This is a genomic window from Cedecea neteri, from assembly GCF_000758305.1.
Classification (GTDB): domain Bacteria; phylum Pseudomonadota; class Gammaproteobacteria; order Enterobacterales; family Enterobacteriaceae; genus Cedecea; species Cedecea neteri_C.
On the sequence record NZ_CP009458.1, the window covers coordinates 4,074,327 to 4,090,278 of the forward strand.

Here is a 15,952-nt window from a genome sequence, read left to right on the forward strand (position 1 = left end):
TCATTAGGCCCGCGTACTGCGGGCTTTTTTATGGCTTACAGCTTAGCGCCTTCCACCGCTTCGCGGGCAAGCTTGGTGATGCGGTCATAATCGCCCGCTTCCAGCGCATCCGCCGGCACCAGCCATGAACCGCCGATGCACAGCACGCTTTTCAGCGCCAGGTAATCGCGGTAGTTAGCCGGAGAGATGCCGCCGGTTGGGCAGAAACGTACCTGAGAGAACGGCCCGGCAATGGCCTGCAGCGCTTTAGTGCCACCGTTAGCTTCTGCCGGGAAGAATTTGAACTCTTTCAGGCCGTAGTCCATCCCCAGCATCAGTTCTGAAACGGTGCTGATGCCTGGGATCAAAGGAATAGTGCCTTCCGTCGCGGCTTTCAGCAGCGGCTCGGTCAGGCCCGGGCTGATGGCGAACTGCGCGCCCGCTTCGGTCACTTCCGCAAGCTGCTGTGGGTTCAACACGGTACCCGCGCCGATAATCGCTTCAGGCACTTCTTTTGCAATCGCACGAATGGCATCGATAGCACAAGCTGTACGCAACGTGACTTCCAGCACGCGGACGCCACCGGCTACCAGGGCTTTCGCCATCGGCACAGCATGTTCCAGCTTGTTAACAACAATGACCGGCACAACCGGGCCAGTTTTCAGGATTTGTTCTGCCGTAGTTTTCCAATTTTTCATCTGAGCGCCTCTTAGCCACTTTTAATCTGTTCCGGGGCAGTGCTGCCACGGGCTTAAAATTTAATGCAGGTTGCGCCTTGTTCAGCGCCCGAAAGCTGTTCGCGCAATGCGCCAAATAACTCCCGACCGGTCCCTACGCGCTCGGCGCTGAGATCCGGGTGATAAGCAGGGCGTGCCGCAAGTACGGCTTCATCGACCAGCAATGTCAGCTCGCCCGTTTGGCCGTTGACGCGAATCATGTCGTCATCCTGCACCTTCGCCAGCAGCCCGCCGTCATATGCTTCCGGGGTAACATGGATTGCGGAAGGCACCTTCCCAGAGGCACCGGACAGTCTTCCATCTGTCACCAGAGCAATTTTGAAACAGCGGTCCAATAATACTCCAAGCGGTGGCATAAGTTTATGCAATTCTGGCATGCCGTTCGCTTTTGGCCCCTGATGGCGGACGACAACAACGCAATCACGGTCCAGTTTGCCTGCTTCAAAAGCGGGCAATACGTCATGCTGACTTTCAAAAATCACCGCCGGGGCTTCAATAACCTGATTTTCTACCGGTACCGCTGACGTTTTCATCACCGCCCGGCCCAGATTCCCGCTCAGCACTTTAGTTCCGCCATGGCGGGAGAACGGTTTTTCCATGGTGGCAATAACATCACTGTCCAGTGGCTCGCTGGCGCCTTCACGCCAGGCAAGCTGGCCGTTGTCGAGCCACGGCTCCATGGTGTAGTGATGCAGGCCAAAACCGGCCACGGTGTTAACGTCTTTATGCAGCAGGCCACCTTTCAGCAGCTCACGCATCAGCACCGGCACACCGCCCGCCGCCTGGAAGTGGTTAATGTCGGCGGGGCCGTTTGGATACAAACGAGCCAGCAGCGGCACGATTTCGGAGATCTCAGAGAAGTCGTCCCAGTTAATAATGATCCCGGCAGCGCGAGCCATCGCGACAAGGTGCATGGTGTGGTTAGTCGAGCCGCCGGTAGCCAGCAGTGCAACAATGCCGTTCACCACCACTTTCTCATCAATCATTTTCCCGAGAGGCATCCATTCGTTGCCGTTGCCGGTCAGGCGAGTGACCTGGCGCGCCGCGGCATCCGTCAGCGCGTGACGCAACTCTGCATCAGGCTGAACAAACGACGACCCCGGCAACTGCATGCCCATAAACTCAACAACCATCTGGTTGGTATTCGCCGTGCCGTAGAAGGTGCAGGTTCCCGGCGCGTGATAAGAGGCGGCTTCCGCTTCCAGCAGCGCAAGGCGGTCAACTTTGCCTTCCGCATAAAGTTGGCGAATGCGAACCTTTTCTTTGTTAGGTAAGCCACTCGCCATCGGGCCTGATGGCACAAAGAGCGCAGGTAAATGACCGAACGACAGCGCAGCCATTGTCAGCCCCGGCACGATTTTGTCGCACACGCCAAGGTAGAGCGCGCCGTCAAACATGTTATGGGAGAGGCCAACGGCGGTAGACATGGCAATCACTTCGCGGCTCAGCAGCGAAAGCTCCATGCCATCCTGACCCTGAGTCACGCCGTCACACATCGCCGGAACACCGCCTGCAACCTGCCCCACCGCGCCCACGGAGTGCAGCGCCTTGCGGATTTGCTCAGGATAATGTTCATACGGCTGATGGGCGGAGAGCATGTCGTTGTAGGACGTAATGATCGCAATATTGTTACGCAACATGCTTTTCAGCGCCGCCTTATCGTCCGGCTGGCAGGCAGCGAAACCATGCGCGAGGTTACCGCAGGCAAGTTCCGAGCGGTGAACCGTGTTGCTCCGGGCTTTCTCAATACGTGCCAGGTAGGCTTCGCGCGTTGGGCGGGAGCGTTCGATAACACGCGATGTTACCCGTAACAAATTTGGATGCATAGAAGTTCCTCAGAAAGTGGCTGTTCTCCCGCATTGATATCGCCATGTTCGGGGCTGATAAAAGTAACTTTGTAGCCCATCAGACTTGATGCCGGGAGCAAAAACGCTTCAGCTAGTGTAAATAAAAAAGCCCCGCGGGTGAATCCACGCGGGGCTATTATTCATAAAAAACTATGCCACTTCTGTGTTAGATCATGTTACCGGTAAAATGAGAACCATTTGTTAGCGACTTTTTACCGGCCATGTTCACAGCCTGTTACTCAAATTCGTTCCAGGAGTGGCCATCACGGGTAATCATCGCCACAGAAGCCACTGGCCCCCAGGTACCGGCCTGGTAAGGTTTCGGCGCATCGTTGTCCGCAGCCCAGGCTTCGGTAATGGAGTCGACCCATTTCCACGCCTCTTCTACTTCATCACGACGTACAAACAGCGCCTGAATCCCGCGCATGGTTTCCAGCAGCAGACGTTCATAGGCATCCGCCAGGTGAGATTCATTGAAGGTCTCGGAGTAGCTCAGATCCAGCTTAGTGGTTTGCAGGTTATGCTTGTGCTCCAGGCCCGGAACTTTGTTCAGGATCTGAATATCCACGCCTTCATCCGGCTGCAGACGAATAGTCAGTTTGTTCTGCGGCAATTCCTGCCACGAATCTTTAAACAGATTCAGCGCAGGGTTTTTGAAGTAAACCACGACTTCAGAACATTTGGTTGGCAGACGTTTACCGGTACGCAGGTAGAACGGCACGCCGGCCCAACGCCAGTTGTCGATATCTACGCGGATAGCCACGAAGGTCTCGGTGGCGCTGGATTTGTTCGCGCCCTCTTCTTCCAGGTAGCCAGGCACTTTCTTGCCCTGCGCAAAGCCTGCGGTGTATTGACCACGCACGGTTTTATCACGCACGTTGGTGCGGTCAATGCGGCGCAGCGACTGCAGAACCTTCACTTTCTCATCGCGAATATGGTCCGCGGTCAGGTCAGACGGTGGAGACATGGCAATCATGCACAGGATCTGCAGCAGGTGGTTTTGGATCATGTCGCGCATCTGCCCGGCCTGATCGAAGTAACCCCAGCGGCCTTCAATACCCACTTCTTCGGCCACGGTGATTTCTACGTGATCGATAGTGCGGTTGTCCCAGTTGTTAGCGAACAGGGAGTTGGCAAAACGCAGCGCCAGCAGGTTAAGAACAGTTTCTTTACCCAGGTAGTGGTCGATACGGTAAACCTGGCACTCTTCAAAGAACTCGCCCACCTGATCGTTGATCTGCTGGGAGGTTTCGAGGGAAGTCCCCAGCGGTTTTTCCATGACGACGCGAGCAGGCTTGGCGTTAAGCTTCGCTTTACCTAACCCTTTGCAGATAGCGCCAAAGGTGCTTGGTGGCATAGCAAAGTAGTTGATAGTGACGCGATTCTGCTGGTCGAGCATTTTGCCCAACTTGGTAAAAGCAGAGGTATCGTTGACGTCCAGGTTACAGAAATCCAGACGACCGCTCAGTTTGTCCCACAGGCTCTCGTCAATCTTCTCTTTCATGAAGGTTTCGAGGGCTTCGCGGACAACTTTGGTGTATGCCTCTTTATCCCACTCTGCGCGGCCAACACCCAGAATACGGGTCTCCGGATGGATTTGACCTGCTTTTTCCAGCTGATACAGGGATGGCAACAGTTTCCGGCGCGCCAGGTCGCCTTTTGCACCGAAAATGACCAGGTCGCACGCCTGGGCTGTTTGCGTTACCGCCATGTTTGTCTCCTCGTTTCGGATATCCCGGCTTTTACCGGCCCTCTGGGCGCGGATAGCATTAAGCCAGGCACGTCTTGTAATTTTATTACGCTGCAATGTACTGCTTTTGCTGAATTGAGGACAACCGTTAACCCCGGTTTGACCGCCTCAATTGCTAACTTTTCCCACAATGCCGCACTAAAGCGTCATTTACTGGCGTTTTTTTGTGCGATGTAACCGTTGCCAAAGTTAGACACCGATCATGTAATGAAAAAAAACAACAACATTAGCCGGGCGACTCGCCCTATCACATTTTAGCAAGAGTATATTCTTGCTAAATCGGCCCACGATTTCTTCTGTTGCTGAAATCGCTAAAACCCATGAGTGCCCGCCTTTATGAATATGCTGGAAAAAATCCAGTCACAGCTGGAACACCTTAGCAAATCGGAACGCAAAGTCGCAGAAGTGATTCTTGCTGCGCCTCAGGACGCCATTCACTCCAGCATCGCGACGCTTGCCCGCAGCGCGGATGTCAGCGAGCCCACCGTGAACCGCTTTTGCCGTCGCCTTGAAACCAAGGGCTTCCCGGATTTTAAACTGCACTTAGCTCAGAGTCTGGCGAATGGCACACCGTATGTAAACCGGAATGTTGATGAAGATGATAGCGTCGAGTCCTACACCGGCAAGATCTTTGAGTCTGCCATGGCGAGCCTTGACCGGGTTCGTCAGTCGCTGGATATGTCTGCGGTCAACCGGGCCGTGGATTTACTTACTCAGGCAAAAAAAATTGCCTTCTTTGGGCTAGGATCTTCCGCCGCCGTCGCGCACGACGCTACCAACAAGTTTTTCCGCTTCAATGTCCCGGTGATTTACTCAGATGACGTTGTTATGCAACGTATGAGCTGTATGAATTGTACCGAGCAAGATGTGGTGGTGCTTATCTCCCACACCGGCCGGACTAAAAATCTGGTTGAGCTGGCGCAGTTAGCCCGTGAAAACGATGCCATTGTGCTCGCCATCACATCGGAAGGCAGCCCGCTTGCCCGCGAGGCGACGCTTTCTCTGCTGCTGGATGTACCAGAAGATACTGATATTTATATGCCGATGGTGTCTCGTCTGGCGCAGTTGACCGTCATCGATGTTCTGGCGACGGGCTTTACTTTGCGTCGAGGGGCTAAATTCAGGGATAACTTGAAGCGAGTCAAGGAAGCGCTCAAAGAATCGCGCTTTGATAAAGAACGTCTTCTCTCAGGCGATGAACGTTAATTTTTGATAACAAAGTTGTAACTTATTAGGCTGTTCGGTTACGTTGTCATGGGTATTCACAGCACACCCTGACCTACCGAGTTTTTGTTCACGCAACACCAAGTTGTTTCAGTCAACGGAGTAATACATGTCCAGACGGCTACGTAGAACCAAAATCGTTACCACCTTAGGCCCGGCAACCGACCGCGATAATAATTTAGAAAAAATTATTGCCGCCGGCGCTAACGTGGTGCGAATGAACTTCTCCCACGGCTCAGCTGAAGATCATCAGCTGCGTGCAGATAAAGTGCGTGAAATTGCCGCAAAACTGGGGCGTCATGTGGCGATCCTCGGCGATTTGCAAGGCCCTAAAATTCGCGTATCTACCTTCAAAGAAGGCAAAGTATTCCTTAACCTGGGCGACAAATTCCTGCTGGATGCCAACCTCGGCAAAGGCGAAGGCGACAAAGAGAGAGTGGGTATTGACTATAAAGGCCTCCCGGCCGACGTCGTCCCAGGCGACATCTTGCTTCTCGACGATGGCCGTGTTCAGCTCAAAGTGCTGGAAGTCCAGGGCCTGAAAGTGTTTACCGAAGTGACCGTAGGCGGCCCGCTGTCCAACAACAAAGGGATCAACAAACTGGGCGGCGGTCTGTCAGCCGAAGCGCTGACCGATAAAGACAAAGCCGACATCGTGACCGCGGCCAAAATCGGCGTTGATTACCTGGCCGTGTCTTTCCCGCGCTGCGGCGAAGATTTGAACTACGCTCGTCGCCTGGCGCGTGATGCAGGCTGCGATGCGAAAATTGTGGCCAAAGTAGAGCGCGCGGAAGCCGTCTGCGATGAAGCCGCAATGGACGACATTATTCTCGCCTCCGACGTGGTGATGGTTGCTCGTGGTGACCTGGGTGTTGAGATCGGCGACCCGGAGCTGGTTGGCATCCAGAAAACCCTGATTCGCCGTGCACGTAAGCTGAATCGTGCCGTGATCACCGCCACCCAGATGATGGAGTCGATGATCACTAACCCAATGCCAACCCGTGCGGAAGTCATGGACGTGGCAAACGCCGTACTTGACGGCACCGACGCGGTGATGCTGTCTGCAGAAACGGCGGCAGGCCAGTATCCTGCTGAAACCGTCGCGGCAATGGCGCGCGTTTGCCTGGGTGCAGAAAAAATCCCAAGCATCAACGTCTCCAAGCACCGCCTCGACGTGCAGTTCGATAACGTTGAGGAAGCCATTGCGATGTCCGCGATGTATGCCGCTAACCACCTCAAAGGGGTTACCGCCATCATTTCGATGACCGAGTCCGGGCGTACCGCGCTGATGACGTCCCGCATCAGCTCTGGCTTGCCTATTTTTGCGCTCTCGCGCCACGAACGCACGCTGAACCTGACGTCACTCTATCGCGGCGTGACCCCGGTTTACTTTGACAGCGCAAGCGAAGGCGTGGCCGCCGCTAACGACGCGGTAAACCTCCTGCGTGACAAAGGCTACCTGATTTCCGGTGATCTGGTCATCGTGACTCAGGGTGACGTGATGAGCACCATCGGCACCACCAACACCACGCGTATCTTGTGCGTTGAGTAAACGTTAGCAGGCGTCCCCCGCCTGCTCTCCCCTGCAACATCCTCATTAAATCAGCGGCGAGTGCCCCGGCATTCTCCGCTGCATTCGCATGCCCTTTTATCCTCCCTGGAGTTATCACGAAATTGTTAACTCTTGAGGAGGATTTAGTAAGTATTCTTTTTATAAAGTGCAGGCATATCTCCATGAGGAGCCTCGTCCTTTCCGCCCGGCTCTCCGTTCTCTCTCTGACACAGGAACATCATGATGCTGGTCATTATTCTTGCTTATCTGGGCGGCCTGCTAACCATTGCCAGCCCTTGTATCCTGCCGGTGCTGCCGTTTGTATTCGCACGTTCCGATCAGCCATTTGTGCGTACCGGGCTGCCGTTACTGGCGGGCATGGCGTTAACGTTCACGTTATTCGCTACTTTGGCTGCCGTCGGCGGTGGCTGGGTCGTCGCGGCTAACCAATATGGCCGCGGCGTCGCATTAGTATTGATGGCTATTTTTGGCATCACGCTGCTATTCCCTCGCCTGGCTGAGCGCGTTATGCACCCTCTGGTTAACGCGGGTAACTCGCTGTCTAACCGCGTGGCACCAGGCCAGCCGGCAGGGCCTGGCGCTTCATTTTTACTCGGTATTGCAACCGGGTTACTTTGGGCGCCCTGCGCTGGCCCCATTCTGGGGCTGGTACTGACAGGCGCAGCGCTGCAGGGGGCAAACGTAGGCTCCACGCTGCTGCTGCTGTCTTATGCCGCAGGCGCGGCCACCTCGCTCGCACTGGCGCTGTTGATCGGCGGTAAAGTCTTCAGCGCCATGAAACGCTCTCTGGGTGTAGGGGAATGGATCCGTCGAATTCTGGGCGCTGGGATGTTACTTGGCGTCGTCGCTATTTCTTTTGGCCTGGATACCGGCGTACTGGCCCGACTTTCTACAGCGTCAACCGGCGGCATCGAACAAGCGCTGGTCAAACGTCTCTCCCCGGACAGCACCACGGCCAATGCCCCAACGTCCACCTCCGTGGTGAAAACCTCAGATGACGACACCATTCCAACGCTAACCGATGCTGGCGTGATGCCTTCGTTGAGCGGCGCGACACAGTGGCTCAACTCGCCACCGCTGACTGCTGAATCGCTGAAAGGCAAAGTCGTCCTCGTCGATTTCTGGACTTATTCCTGCATTAACTGCCTGCGCTCTTTGCCGTATGTGAAAGCCTGGGCCGAAAAATACCGCGATCAGGGCCTGGTGGTGATTGGCGTGCACGCGCCGGAGTTCGCCTTTGAACGTGACGTCAATAACGTCACAAAAGAGGCGAAAAAACTAGGCGTGACTTATCCCATCGCCATTGATAACGATTACAGCATCTGGCGGGCGTTCAATAATCAGTACTGGCCTGCGCATTACTTTATCGATGCCAGCGGCCACATTCGCTACGAGCACTTTGGCGAAGGCGATTATGCACAATCCGAACGCGTCATTCAGGAACTGCTGCGCCAGGCGGGTGCTAAAAACGTTAACAGCGGCATCAGCACTGTTTCTGCCAGCGGCGTAGAACAGGCAGCCAGCGGCCAGAATGATATCTCTCCAGAGACCTATCTCGGCTATATGCGGGCGCAGAACTTTGCCTCTGGCGAAGTCACCGGGGACAAACCGGCAGACTACAAAAAGCCTTCTGCACTGCCTCTGGACAGCTGGGGACTCGAAGGTAACTGGACCATCGGCGGGGAGAACATCACGCTTAATCGCCCGAATGGCCGCATTGTTTACCAGTTCCATGCTCGCGATCTGCATCTCGTTCTCGGCCCGGGTGCAGAAGGCAAACCGGTGCATTTTAAAGTCACTATCGACGGGCAGGCACCCGGTAGCGTCCACGGTTCAGACGTTAACCCGGACGGCAGCGGCACGGTGACGGAACAGCGCCTTTACCAGCTAATTCGCCAGTCGAGCGGCAGCGGCGAACACACGTTCAGCATTGAGTTTGAAGATCTGGGCGTGAACGCCTATGCCTTCACGTTCGGTTAACCGGGGAGAATTACGATGAAACAAACACTATTTTCTGCCAGCAAACGCCGGGTAGCCTTGTTTAGCGCACCGGTACTGATCGTCGCGGCACTTGTCTTTCAGAATACTGCCTGGTCCGAAGCCGAACGCGCGGTGGCTATTCCTGCGCCACTGCAGGACGAGTCGCCCACGAGCCAGCATCTTGAAACCGCCGTCTTTGCCGGGGGCTGTTTCTGGGGCGTCCAGGGCGTATTTCAGCATGTGAAAGGCGTAACCAGCGCAATATCTGGCTATACGGGCGGCAAAGCACGGACGGCGAATTATGAGACGGTAAGCATGGGGATGACCGGGCACGCCGAATCCGTTCAGGTTATCTTTGATCCGACCAAAGTAACCTATGGCCAGCTATTACAGGTCTTCTTTTCTGTTGCGCACAACCCAACAGAGCTAAACCGTCAGGGACCGGATTACGGGACACAATATCGCTCTACCGTTTTCCCGCTCAACGAGTCACAGGCGAAAGTTGCCAAAGCGTATATCACGCAGCTTAACGCCAGCCACAAGTTTAGTGCGCCGCTGGTCACCACGGTGGAAGAACATGCGCAGTTCTACCCGGCGGAGAAGTATCACCAGAATTTCCTGAACGACAACCCAAATTACCCTTACATTGCGATCAACGACATTCCGAAAGTCGAGCAACTTAAACAGCTCTTCCCGGAGCTGTGGAACAAAGATCCGGTGCTAGTGAAAGGGTGAAAAAAACCGCGCCAGTGAAATACAGTGGCGCGGTTTTCCATTTCGCAATATGCGCTATTTTTTCTTTTTCGGGTACAACTCATCCCGGCAGTACGGCTCTATCTCGCCTTCTTTGCGGGTCTTCAGGAGCTTGAGGATCCAGGTATATTGCTCCGGATGCGGGCCCACCAGCAATTCCACCTCTTCGTTCATCCGGCGAGCGATGGTATGGTCATCGGCCTCCATCAAGTCATCCATCGGCGGGCGGATAAAAATATCCAGCCTGTGGGTGTCGCTGTTATAAACCGGGAACAGCGGGATCACGCGGGCGCGACAGACTTTCATCAGGCGGCCAATGGCCGGCAGCGTTGCCTTGTAGGTCGCGAAGAAATCGACAAATTCGCTGTGCTCAGGGCCGTGATCCTGGTCGGGAAGATAGTATCCCCAGTAACCCTGACGAACGGAACTGATAAACGGTTTGATGCCGTCGTTGCGGGCATGCATGCGGCCGCCAAAACGACGACGCACCGTATTCCAGACATAGTCAAACAGCTGATTGCCCTGGTTATGGAACATCGCCGCCATTTTCTGGCCTTCAGAGGCCATCAGCATGGCGGGGATATCGACAGCCCAGCCGTGTGGCACGAGGAAAATCACGTTTTCCCCTTTGGCGCGGATCTCGTCCACAATCTCTTTGCCGTGCCAGTCCACGCGGGACATGACCTTCTTCGGGTCACGCAGTCCCAATTCCGCCATCAGCACCATCGCCTGCGGCGCCGTGGCGAACATGCGATCGATGATTGCCTCACGCTCGGCTTCCGGTAAATCAGGGAAGCAGTAAAGCAGGTTAATTTGCGCCCGGCGTCTGGCGCTTTTGCCCAGTCGCCCTGCTAAGCGCCCCACTTTCCCCAGCAAAGGATCCCGGAGCCCCGGAGGAAGAAGCGCCAGCCCCACAAAAGCGCCAACGCCAAGCCATGCCCCCCAGTAACGCGGGTGCAAAAAGGCTCTTTGAAATTCAGGGATAAACTCACTGTGGTTTTTTTTTGCTTTTTCCATGCGGCTCTCTGCAGTTCGCCAGCAGTCTGGCGAGACAAATTTATCGTTATTTTAGCGGGGCAACGGCCGGCAGACAAAAGAAAAAGCCGGCCACTGGAGCCGGCTTTTCGTTAAAGGGAAAAATCAGTCGATGCGCAGTTGCGGCAATACGTCTTTTACCTGCGCCAGGTAATCGCTGCGATCGGATCCGGTCAGGCCCTCAGAACGCGGCAGCTTGGCCGTCAGCGGGTTAACCGCCTGCTGGTTGATCCACACTTCATAGTGCAGGTGCGGGCCGGTAGAACGTCCGGTATTACCCGACAGTGCAATACGGTCACCGCGCTTCACTTTCTGGCCAGGTTTCACCAACAGCTTCTTAAGGTGCATGTAACGGGTGGTGTAAGTGCGACCATGGCGGATAGCCACAAAGAATCCGGCCGCGCCGCTGCGCTTCGCCATTACCACTTCGCCATCCCCGACAGCCAGCACAGGCGTACCCTGCGGCATCGCAAAATCAACGCCTTTATGCGGCGCAACGCGGCCAGTTACTGGGTTAAGGCGGCGTGGATTGAAGTTCGACGAAACACGGAACTGCTTCACGGTTGGGAAGCGCATAAAGCCTTTGGCCAGGCCCGAACCGTTACGATCGTAGAACTTGCCGTCTTCAGCGCGAATGGCGTAGTAATCTTTGCCGTCGCTGCGCAGGCGCACGCCGACCAGTTGGCTTTGCTCGCGCTTGCCGTCCAGCATTTCGCGGGACATCAGCACGGAGAATTCATCGCCCTTTTTCAGCTTGCGGAAGTCCATCTGCCACTGCATCGCTTTGATAACTGAGCTAATCTCCGCGCTGGTTAAACCGGCATCACGCGCGCTGGAAACAAAACTTGCCCCCACCGTGCCCTTCAGCACGCTGTTAACCCAATCGCCCTGCTGGGTTTCGCTGCTCATTTTGAAACCGTTATCAGTGCGATCGTAAGTGCGCGTTTCGCGGCGCGACATTTCCCAGGTCAGACGCTGCAAATCGCCGTCTGCGCTAAGTGTCCAGGAAAGCTGCTGACCAATTTTCATGTTTCGCAGGTCTTTATCAGCTGCAGCGAGCTGACTGATGTCACCCATGTCGATGCCATACTGATTCAGAATGCTGCTTAGCGTATCGCCTGTAGATACGACATATTCATGAACGCCTGCTTCACCGGAGGTTTTATCATCCAGTTCATCCTGAGGCAGAGTGTCATCTTCGGCGTCCGGGGACTGATCAAGGGGTTCGCTGGCTTCCGGCAGCAGCGAATGTATTTCGCTTTTTTGAAGTTCGATGGTCTTGATTATCGGACTGGACTGCGGATGGTAAATTGACGGTCGCCATACTGCGACCGCCAGAGTGAGAACCGTAAGCGACCCCAGCATAACGCGATGGGGCCGTGATAGATTGTCAAATGCCATGGCGACAGAGCGGGCTATCTGTTGCACGTATTCACTTCCTCGTTAATCTCCTTTCAGGCAGCTCGCATACTGGTTCGCAAGTCCGGTCATAAACTGCATATAGCTGTTTTTACCCAATGCGACTTCAATTCCCAGAGGATCTAAGGTGCCGGAGCGGACATTAGTGCCTCTGGCAACGGCGTTAATTACCGCTGGCCTGAATTGTGGCTCAGCAAAAACGCAAACCGCTTTATGCTCAACCAACTGTGTTCTTATTTCATGTAAACGCTGTGCACCAGGCTGTATTTCAGGGTTAACGGTAAAGTGGCCAAGCGGCGTTAAACCGTAGTGCTTTTCAAAGTAGCCATAGGCGTCATGAAAAACGAAATACCCTTTTCCTTTCAGCGGTGCCAGCACGGAACCCACCTGTTTATCGGCGTCGGCTAAGCCTGACTCGAAATCTTTCAGGTTGGCGTCAAGTTTGGCTCGATTTTCGGGCATAAGTTCCACTAATTTATCGTGGATTGCAACCGCCGACAGCCGCGCCACCTCTGGGGAGAGCCAAATGTGCAAGTTGTATTCACCGTGATGGTGATCTGCGTCACTCTTTGCGCCATGGTCGTGTTCATCGCTGTGCTCATGGTCATCGTCATCACCGCCTTTCATCAGCAGCGGTTTCACGCCGGTAAGAGCCGCCAGCTCAAGCTGTTTTTGTTCGGGAAGCTGGCGCACGGACTTCTGCATAAAGGCTTCCATTTCAGGACCAACCCAAACGACTAAGTCCGCGCCCTGTAAGCGTTTTACATCAGACGGGCGAAGTGCATAATCGTGCTCAGAGGCACCATCAGGCAGTAATACTTCTGTGCTAGTCACCCCGTCGGCAATGGCTGAAGCGATAAAGCCCAGAGGCTTAATGGACGCCACAACGGCGGCGTTGGTGCCGGTGACAGCAGAGCCCCAGAGGGCGGCGGAAAATGCAGCGAAAAGAAGTGTCTTTTTATGTAACATAATGCAACTTATCATCGTGATAACCAGAATAATTGTGATATTATAACATCCGCTAACTTATGCAACCCCTGAAATTGTCATGACAAATTTGGTTGAACTGGAAAATATCTCGGTCTCTTTCGGCCAGCGACGCGTGCTGGCCGATATCTCACTTGCGCTAAAGCCTGGCCGTATTCTTACGCTGCTAGGGCCAAACGGTGCAGGTAAATCCACCTTAGTGCGCGTCGTGCTCGGGCTGGTTACCCCCGACCAGGGCGTCATTAAGCGCGATCGGCATCTGCGCATTGGCTACGTCCCGCAGAAACTTCATTTGGACGCCACGCTGCCGCTCACGGTCAGCCGTTTCCTGCGGCTGCGTCCGGGAGTAAAAAAAGCAGACATTCTTCCTGCGCTTAAACGCGTGCAGGCCGCCCATTTGATAGATGCGCCGATGCAGAAGCTCTCTGGCGGTGAAAACCAGCGAGTTCTGCTGGCGCGCGCATTGCTTAATGAGCCTCATCTGCTGGTGCTGGATGAGCCCACCCAGGGCGTGGACGTCAACGGCCAGCTCGCGCTTTACAATCTGATTGACCAGCTTCGCCATGAGCTGAACTGCGCCGTGCTGATGGTGTCTCATGACCTGCACCTCGTCATGGCCAAAACCGATGAAGTGCTGTGCCTGAATCACCATATTTGCTGTTCCGGCACGCCAGAAGTCGTTTCTACTCATCCGGAGTTTATCTCGATGTTTGGGCCCATCGGTGCTGAACAGCTGGGCATTTATCGCCATCATCATAACCACCGTCACGATCTGCAGGGTCGCATCGTTCTGCGCAGAGGGAATGGACAGTAATGCTTGAATTGTTGTTGCCCGGCTGGCTAGCCGGGGTTTTGCTTGCCTGCGCGGCGGGGCCATTGGGCTCTTTTGTGGTCTGGCGCCGGATGTCCTATTTTGGCGATACGCTGGCTCACGCCTCATTGCTGGGGGTCGCGTTTGGTCTGCTACTCAACGTGAACCCCTTTTATGCCGTTATCGCGGTGACGTTGTTACTTGCCATTGGTCTTGTCTGGCTGGAGAAACGCCCTCACCTCGCCATTGATACTCTGCTGGGCATTATGGCGCACAGTGCCCTGTCGCTCGGTCTGGTGGTGGTCAGCCTGATGTCTAACGTCCGTGTCGACCTGATGGCATACCTTTTCGGCGATTTACTGTCGGTTACGCCGTCGGACATTATCTCCATTGCCGCTGGCGTTGCCGTCGTGCTTGGCGTGCTTGCCTGGCAATGGCGTAGCCTGCTGGCGATGACCATCAGCCCGGACCTGGCCCACGTAGACGGCGTCAATCTTCAGCGAGTGAAAATGCTGTTGATGCTGGTGACCGCCCTCACCATTGGCGTTGCAATGAAATTCGTCGGGGCGCTCATCATTACCTCACTGCTAATCATCCCGGCCGCAACCGCACGTCGCTTCGCCCGGACGCCTGAGCAAATGGCAGGCTTTGCGGTTCTCATTGGTATGATTGCCGTCACCGGCGGGCTGGCTTTCTCGGCGCTTTACGATACTCCTGCAGGCCCGTCTGTCGTGCTGGCCGCCGCTATGCTGTTTATTTTGAGCATGGCCAAAAAGCAGCCCGCTTAAATCTCACGCAGACACAAAAAAGGCGCCCTGAGGCGCCTTTTTTATTGCGGAATATTCACGGCTGAGCCGGAGGGACAATACCAAAGTGAGTCCAGGCCCGCGGCGTCGCAATACGCCCGCGCGGCGTTCGCTGCAGGAAACCCTGCTGAATCAGGAACGGCTCCAGCACATCCTCAATGGTTTCTCGCTCCTCGCCTATCGCTGCGGCAAGGTTGTCCAGCCCAACCGGGCCGCCGAGGAACTTGTCGATCACCGCCAGCAACAGCTTACGGTCCATGTAATCAAATCCTTCGCTATCCACATTCAGCATGTCCAGCGCCTGCGCTGCTACTTCGGCAGTAATTGCCCCGTCATGCTTCACTTCGGCAAAGTCGCGCACGCGGCGAAGTAAACGGTTAGCAATACGCGGCGTACCGCGTGCGCGGCGGGCAACTTCCAGAGCACCATCATCACTCATCTCCAGCCCAAGCACACTGGCGCTGCGCCCGACAATATGCTGCAGATCGGCCACCTGATAAAATTCCAGGCGCTGCACAATGCCGAAACGGTCGCGCAGCGGCGAAGTCAGGGAGCCCGCGCGGGTGGTCGCGCCAATCAGGGTGAACGGAGGGAGATCGATTTTAATCGAACGTGCAGCGGGGCCTTCGCCAATCATGATATCCAGCTGATAGTCTTCCATCGCCGGATACAGCACTTCTTCCACCACCGGGGAAAGACGGTGAATCTCATCAATAAACAGTACGTCGTGAGGCTCAAGATTGGTCAGCATCGCCGCCAGATCGCCGGCTTTTTCCAGCACCGGACCGGAGGTGGTTCGCAAATTCACGCCCATCTCGTTGGCCACGATGTTAGCCAGGGTGGTTTTCCCCAGCCCCGGAGGGCCAAAAATCAGCAGATGATCGAGCGCATCGCCGCGCAGCTTGGCCGCCTGAATAAAGATTTCCATCTGCGAGCGCACGTGCGGCTGCCCGACATACTCTTCGAGCAGCTTCGGGCGAATGGCACGATCGATTAGCTCATCCTGGGTAATATTTCCTGGGGATACCAGGCGGTCTGCTTCAATCATCCT

The 15,952-nt window shown here is 55.2% G+C and carries 13 protein-coding genes; 6 read left to right on the plus strand and 7 right to left on the minus strand.

Annotated elements, in window-relative coordinates; translation table 11 throughout:
* Positions 1-35: 35 nt before the first annotated feature.
* The 3 genes from kdgA to zwf all read right to left on the minus strand — a co-directional run bounded on the left by kdgA (position 36) and on the right by zwf (position 4,274).
* Positions 36-677 (minus strand): bifunctional 4-hydroxy-2-oxoglutarate aldolase/2-dehydro-3-deoxy-phosphogluconate aldolase, encoded by a 642-nt coding sequence (kdgA, locus tag LH23_RS18930; RefSeq protein ID WP_039294543.1) that lies wholly within the window; start codon positions 675-677, stop codon positions 36-38.
* 53 nt (positions 678-730) lie between these two features.
* Positions 731-2,542 carry a phosphogluconate dehydratase gene (gene edd, locus LH23_RS18935; RefSeq protein WP_039294545.1) on the minus strand — a complete coding sequence of 604 codons (1,812 nt, stop codon included), beginning with the start codon at positions 2,540-2,542 and terminating at the stop codon, positions 731-733.
* Positions 2,543-2,798: 256 nt separating this feature from the next.
* On the minus strand, positions 2,799-4,274 hold the full coding sequence (zwf, locus tag LH23_RS18940; RefSeq protein WP_008453964.1) for a glucose-6-phosphate dehydrogenase: 1,476 nt from the start codon (positions 4,272-4,274) through the stop codon (positions 2,799-2,801).
* A gap of 375 nt (positions 4,275-4,649) precedes the next feature.
* On the opposite strand from zwf, the gene LH23_RS18945 reads away from it, so the two are divergent.
* The 4 genes from LH23_RS18945 to msrA all read left to right on the plus strand — a co-directional run bounded on the left by LH23_RS18945 (position 4,650) and on the right by msrA (position 9,825).
* Positions 4,650-5,519 (plus strand): MurR/RpiR family transcriptional regulator, encoded by an 870-nt coding sequence (locus tag LH23_RS18945; RefSeq protein WP_008453963.1) that lies wholly within the window; start codon positions 4,650-4,652, stop codon positions 5,517-5,519.
* A 127-nt stretch (positions 5,520-5,646) separates the two neighbouring features.
* Positions 5,647-7,089, plus strand: a complete 1,443-nt coding sequence (gene pyk, locus LH23_RS18950) for a pyruvate kinase (protein WP_039294548.1) — start codon at positions 5,647-5,649, stop codon at positions 7,087-7,089.
* A 240-nt stretch (positions 7,090-7,329) separates the two neighbouring features.
* Positions 7,330-9,090 (plus strand): cytochrome c biogenesis protein DipZ, encoded by a 1,761-nt coding sequence (locus LH23_RS18955; protein WP_231560151.1) that lies wholly within the window; start codon positions 7,330-7,332, stop codon positions 9,088-9,090.
* A gap of 15 nt (positions 9,091-9,105) precedes the next feature.
* Complete coding sequence (gene msrA, locus LH23_RS18960) at positions 9,106-9,825, plus strand: peptide-methionine (S)-S-oxide reductase MsrA (RefSeq protein WP_039294551.1); 720 nt, start codon at positions 9,106-9,108, stop codon at positions 9,823-9,825.
* A gap of 54 nt (positions 9,826-9,879) precedes the next feature.
* On the opposite strand, the gene lpxM is transcribed toward msrA, so the two are convergent.
* From lpxM to znuA, 3 genes are all read right to left on the minus strand, one after another.
* Positions 9,880-10,860, minus strand: coding sequence for a lauroyl-Kdo(2)-lipid IV(A) myristoyltransferase (gene lpxM, locus LH23_RS18965; protein ID WP_039294554.1), 981 nt, complete (start codon positions 10,858-10,860; stop codon positions 9,880-9,882).
* A 123-nt stretch (positions 10,861-10,983) separates the two neighbouring features.
* Positions 10,984-12,306, minus strand: a complete 1,323-nt coding sequence (mepM, locus tag LH23_RS18970; protein WP_071842750.1) for a murein DD-endopeptidase MepM — start codon at positions 12,304-12,306, stop codon at positions 10,984-10,986.
* 15 nt (positions 12,307-12,321) lie between these two features.
* The gene (znuA, locus tag LH23_RS18975; protein ID WP_039294559.1) at positions 12,322-13,266 is read right to left on the minus strand and encodes a zinc ABC transporter substrate-binding protein ZnuA; all 945 of its coding nucleotides are present in this window, start codon (positions 13,264-13,266) and stop codon (positions 12,322-12,324) included.
* Positions 13,267-13,345: 79 nt separating this feature from the next.
* Here znuA and znuC point away from each other — a divergent pair, with 79 nt between their 5' ends.
* Positions 13,346-14,098 (plus strand): zinc ABC transporter ATP-binding protein ZnuC, encoded by a 753-nt coding sequence (gene znuC, locus LH23_RS18980; protein WP_039294562.1) that lies wholly within the window; start codon positions 13,346-13,348, stop codon positions 14,096-14,098.
* Positions 14,098-14,883, plus strand: coding sequence for a zinc ABC transporter permease subunit ZnuB (znuB, locus tag LH23_RS18985; protein WP_039294565.1), 786 nt, complete (start codon positions 14,098-14,100; stop codon positions 14,881-14,883). The genes znuC and znuB overlap by 1 nt, the downstream gene beginning before the upstream one ends.
* Before the next feature lie 55 nt (positions 14,884-14,938).
* Here znuB and ruvB read toward each other — a convergent pair whose 3' ends face one another.
* Entirely contained in the window at positions 14,939-15,949 is a 1,011-nt protein-coding gene (gene ruvB, locus LH23_RS18990) for a Holliday junction branch migration DNA helicase RuvB (RefSeq protein WP_008453938.1), read from the minus strand.
* Positions 15,950-15,952 lie beyond the last annotated feature (3 nt).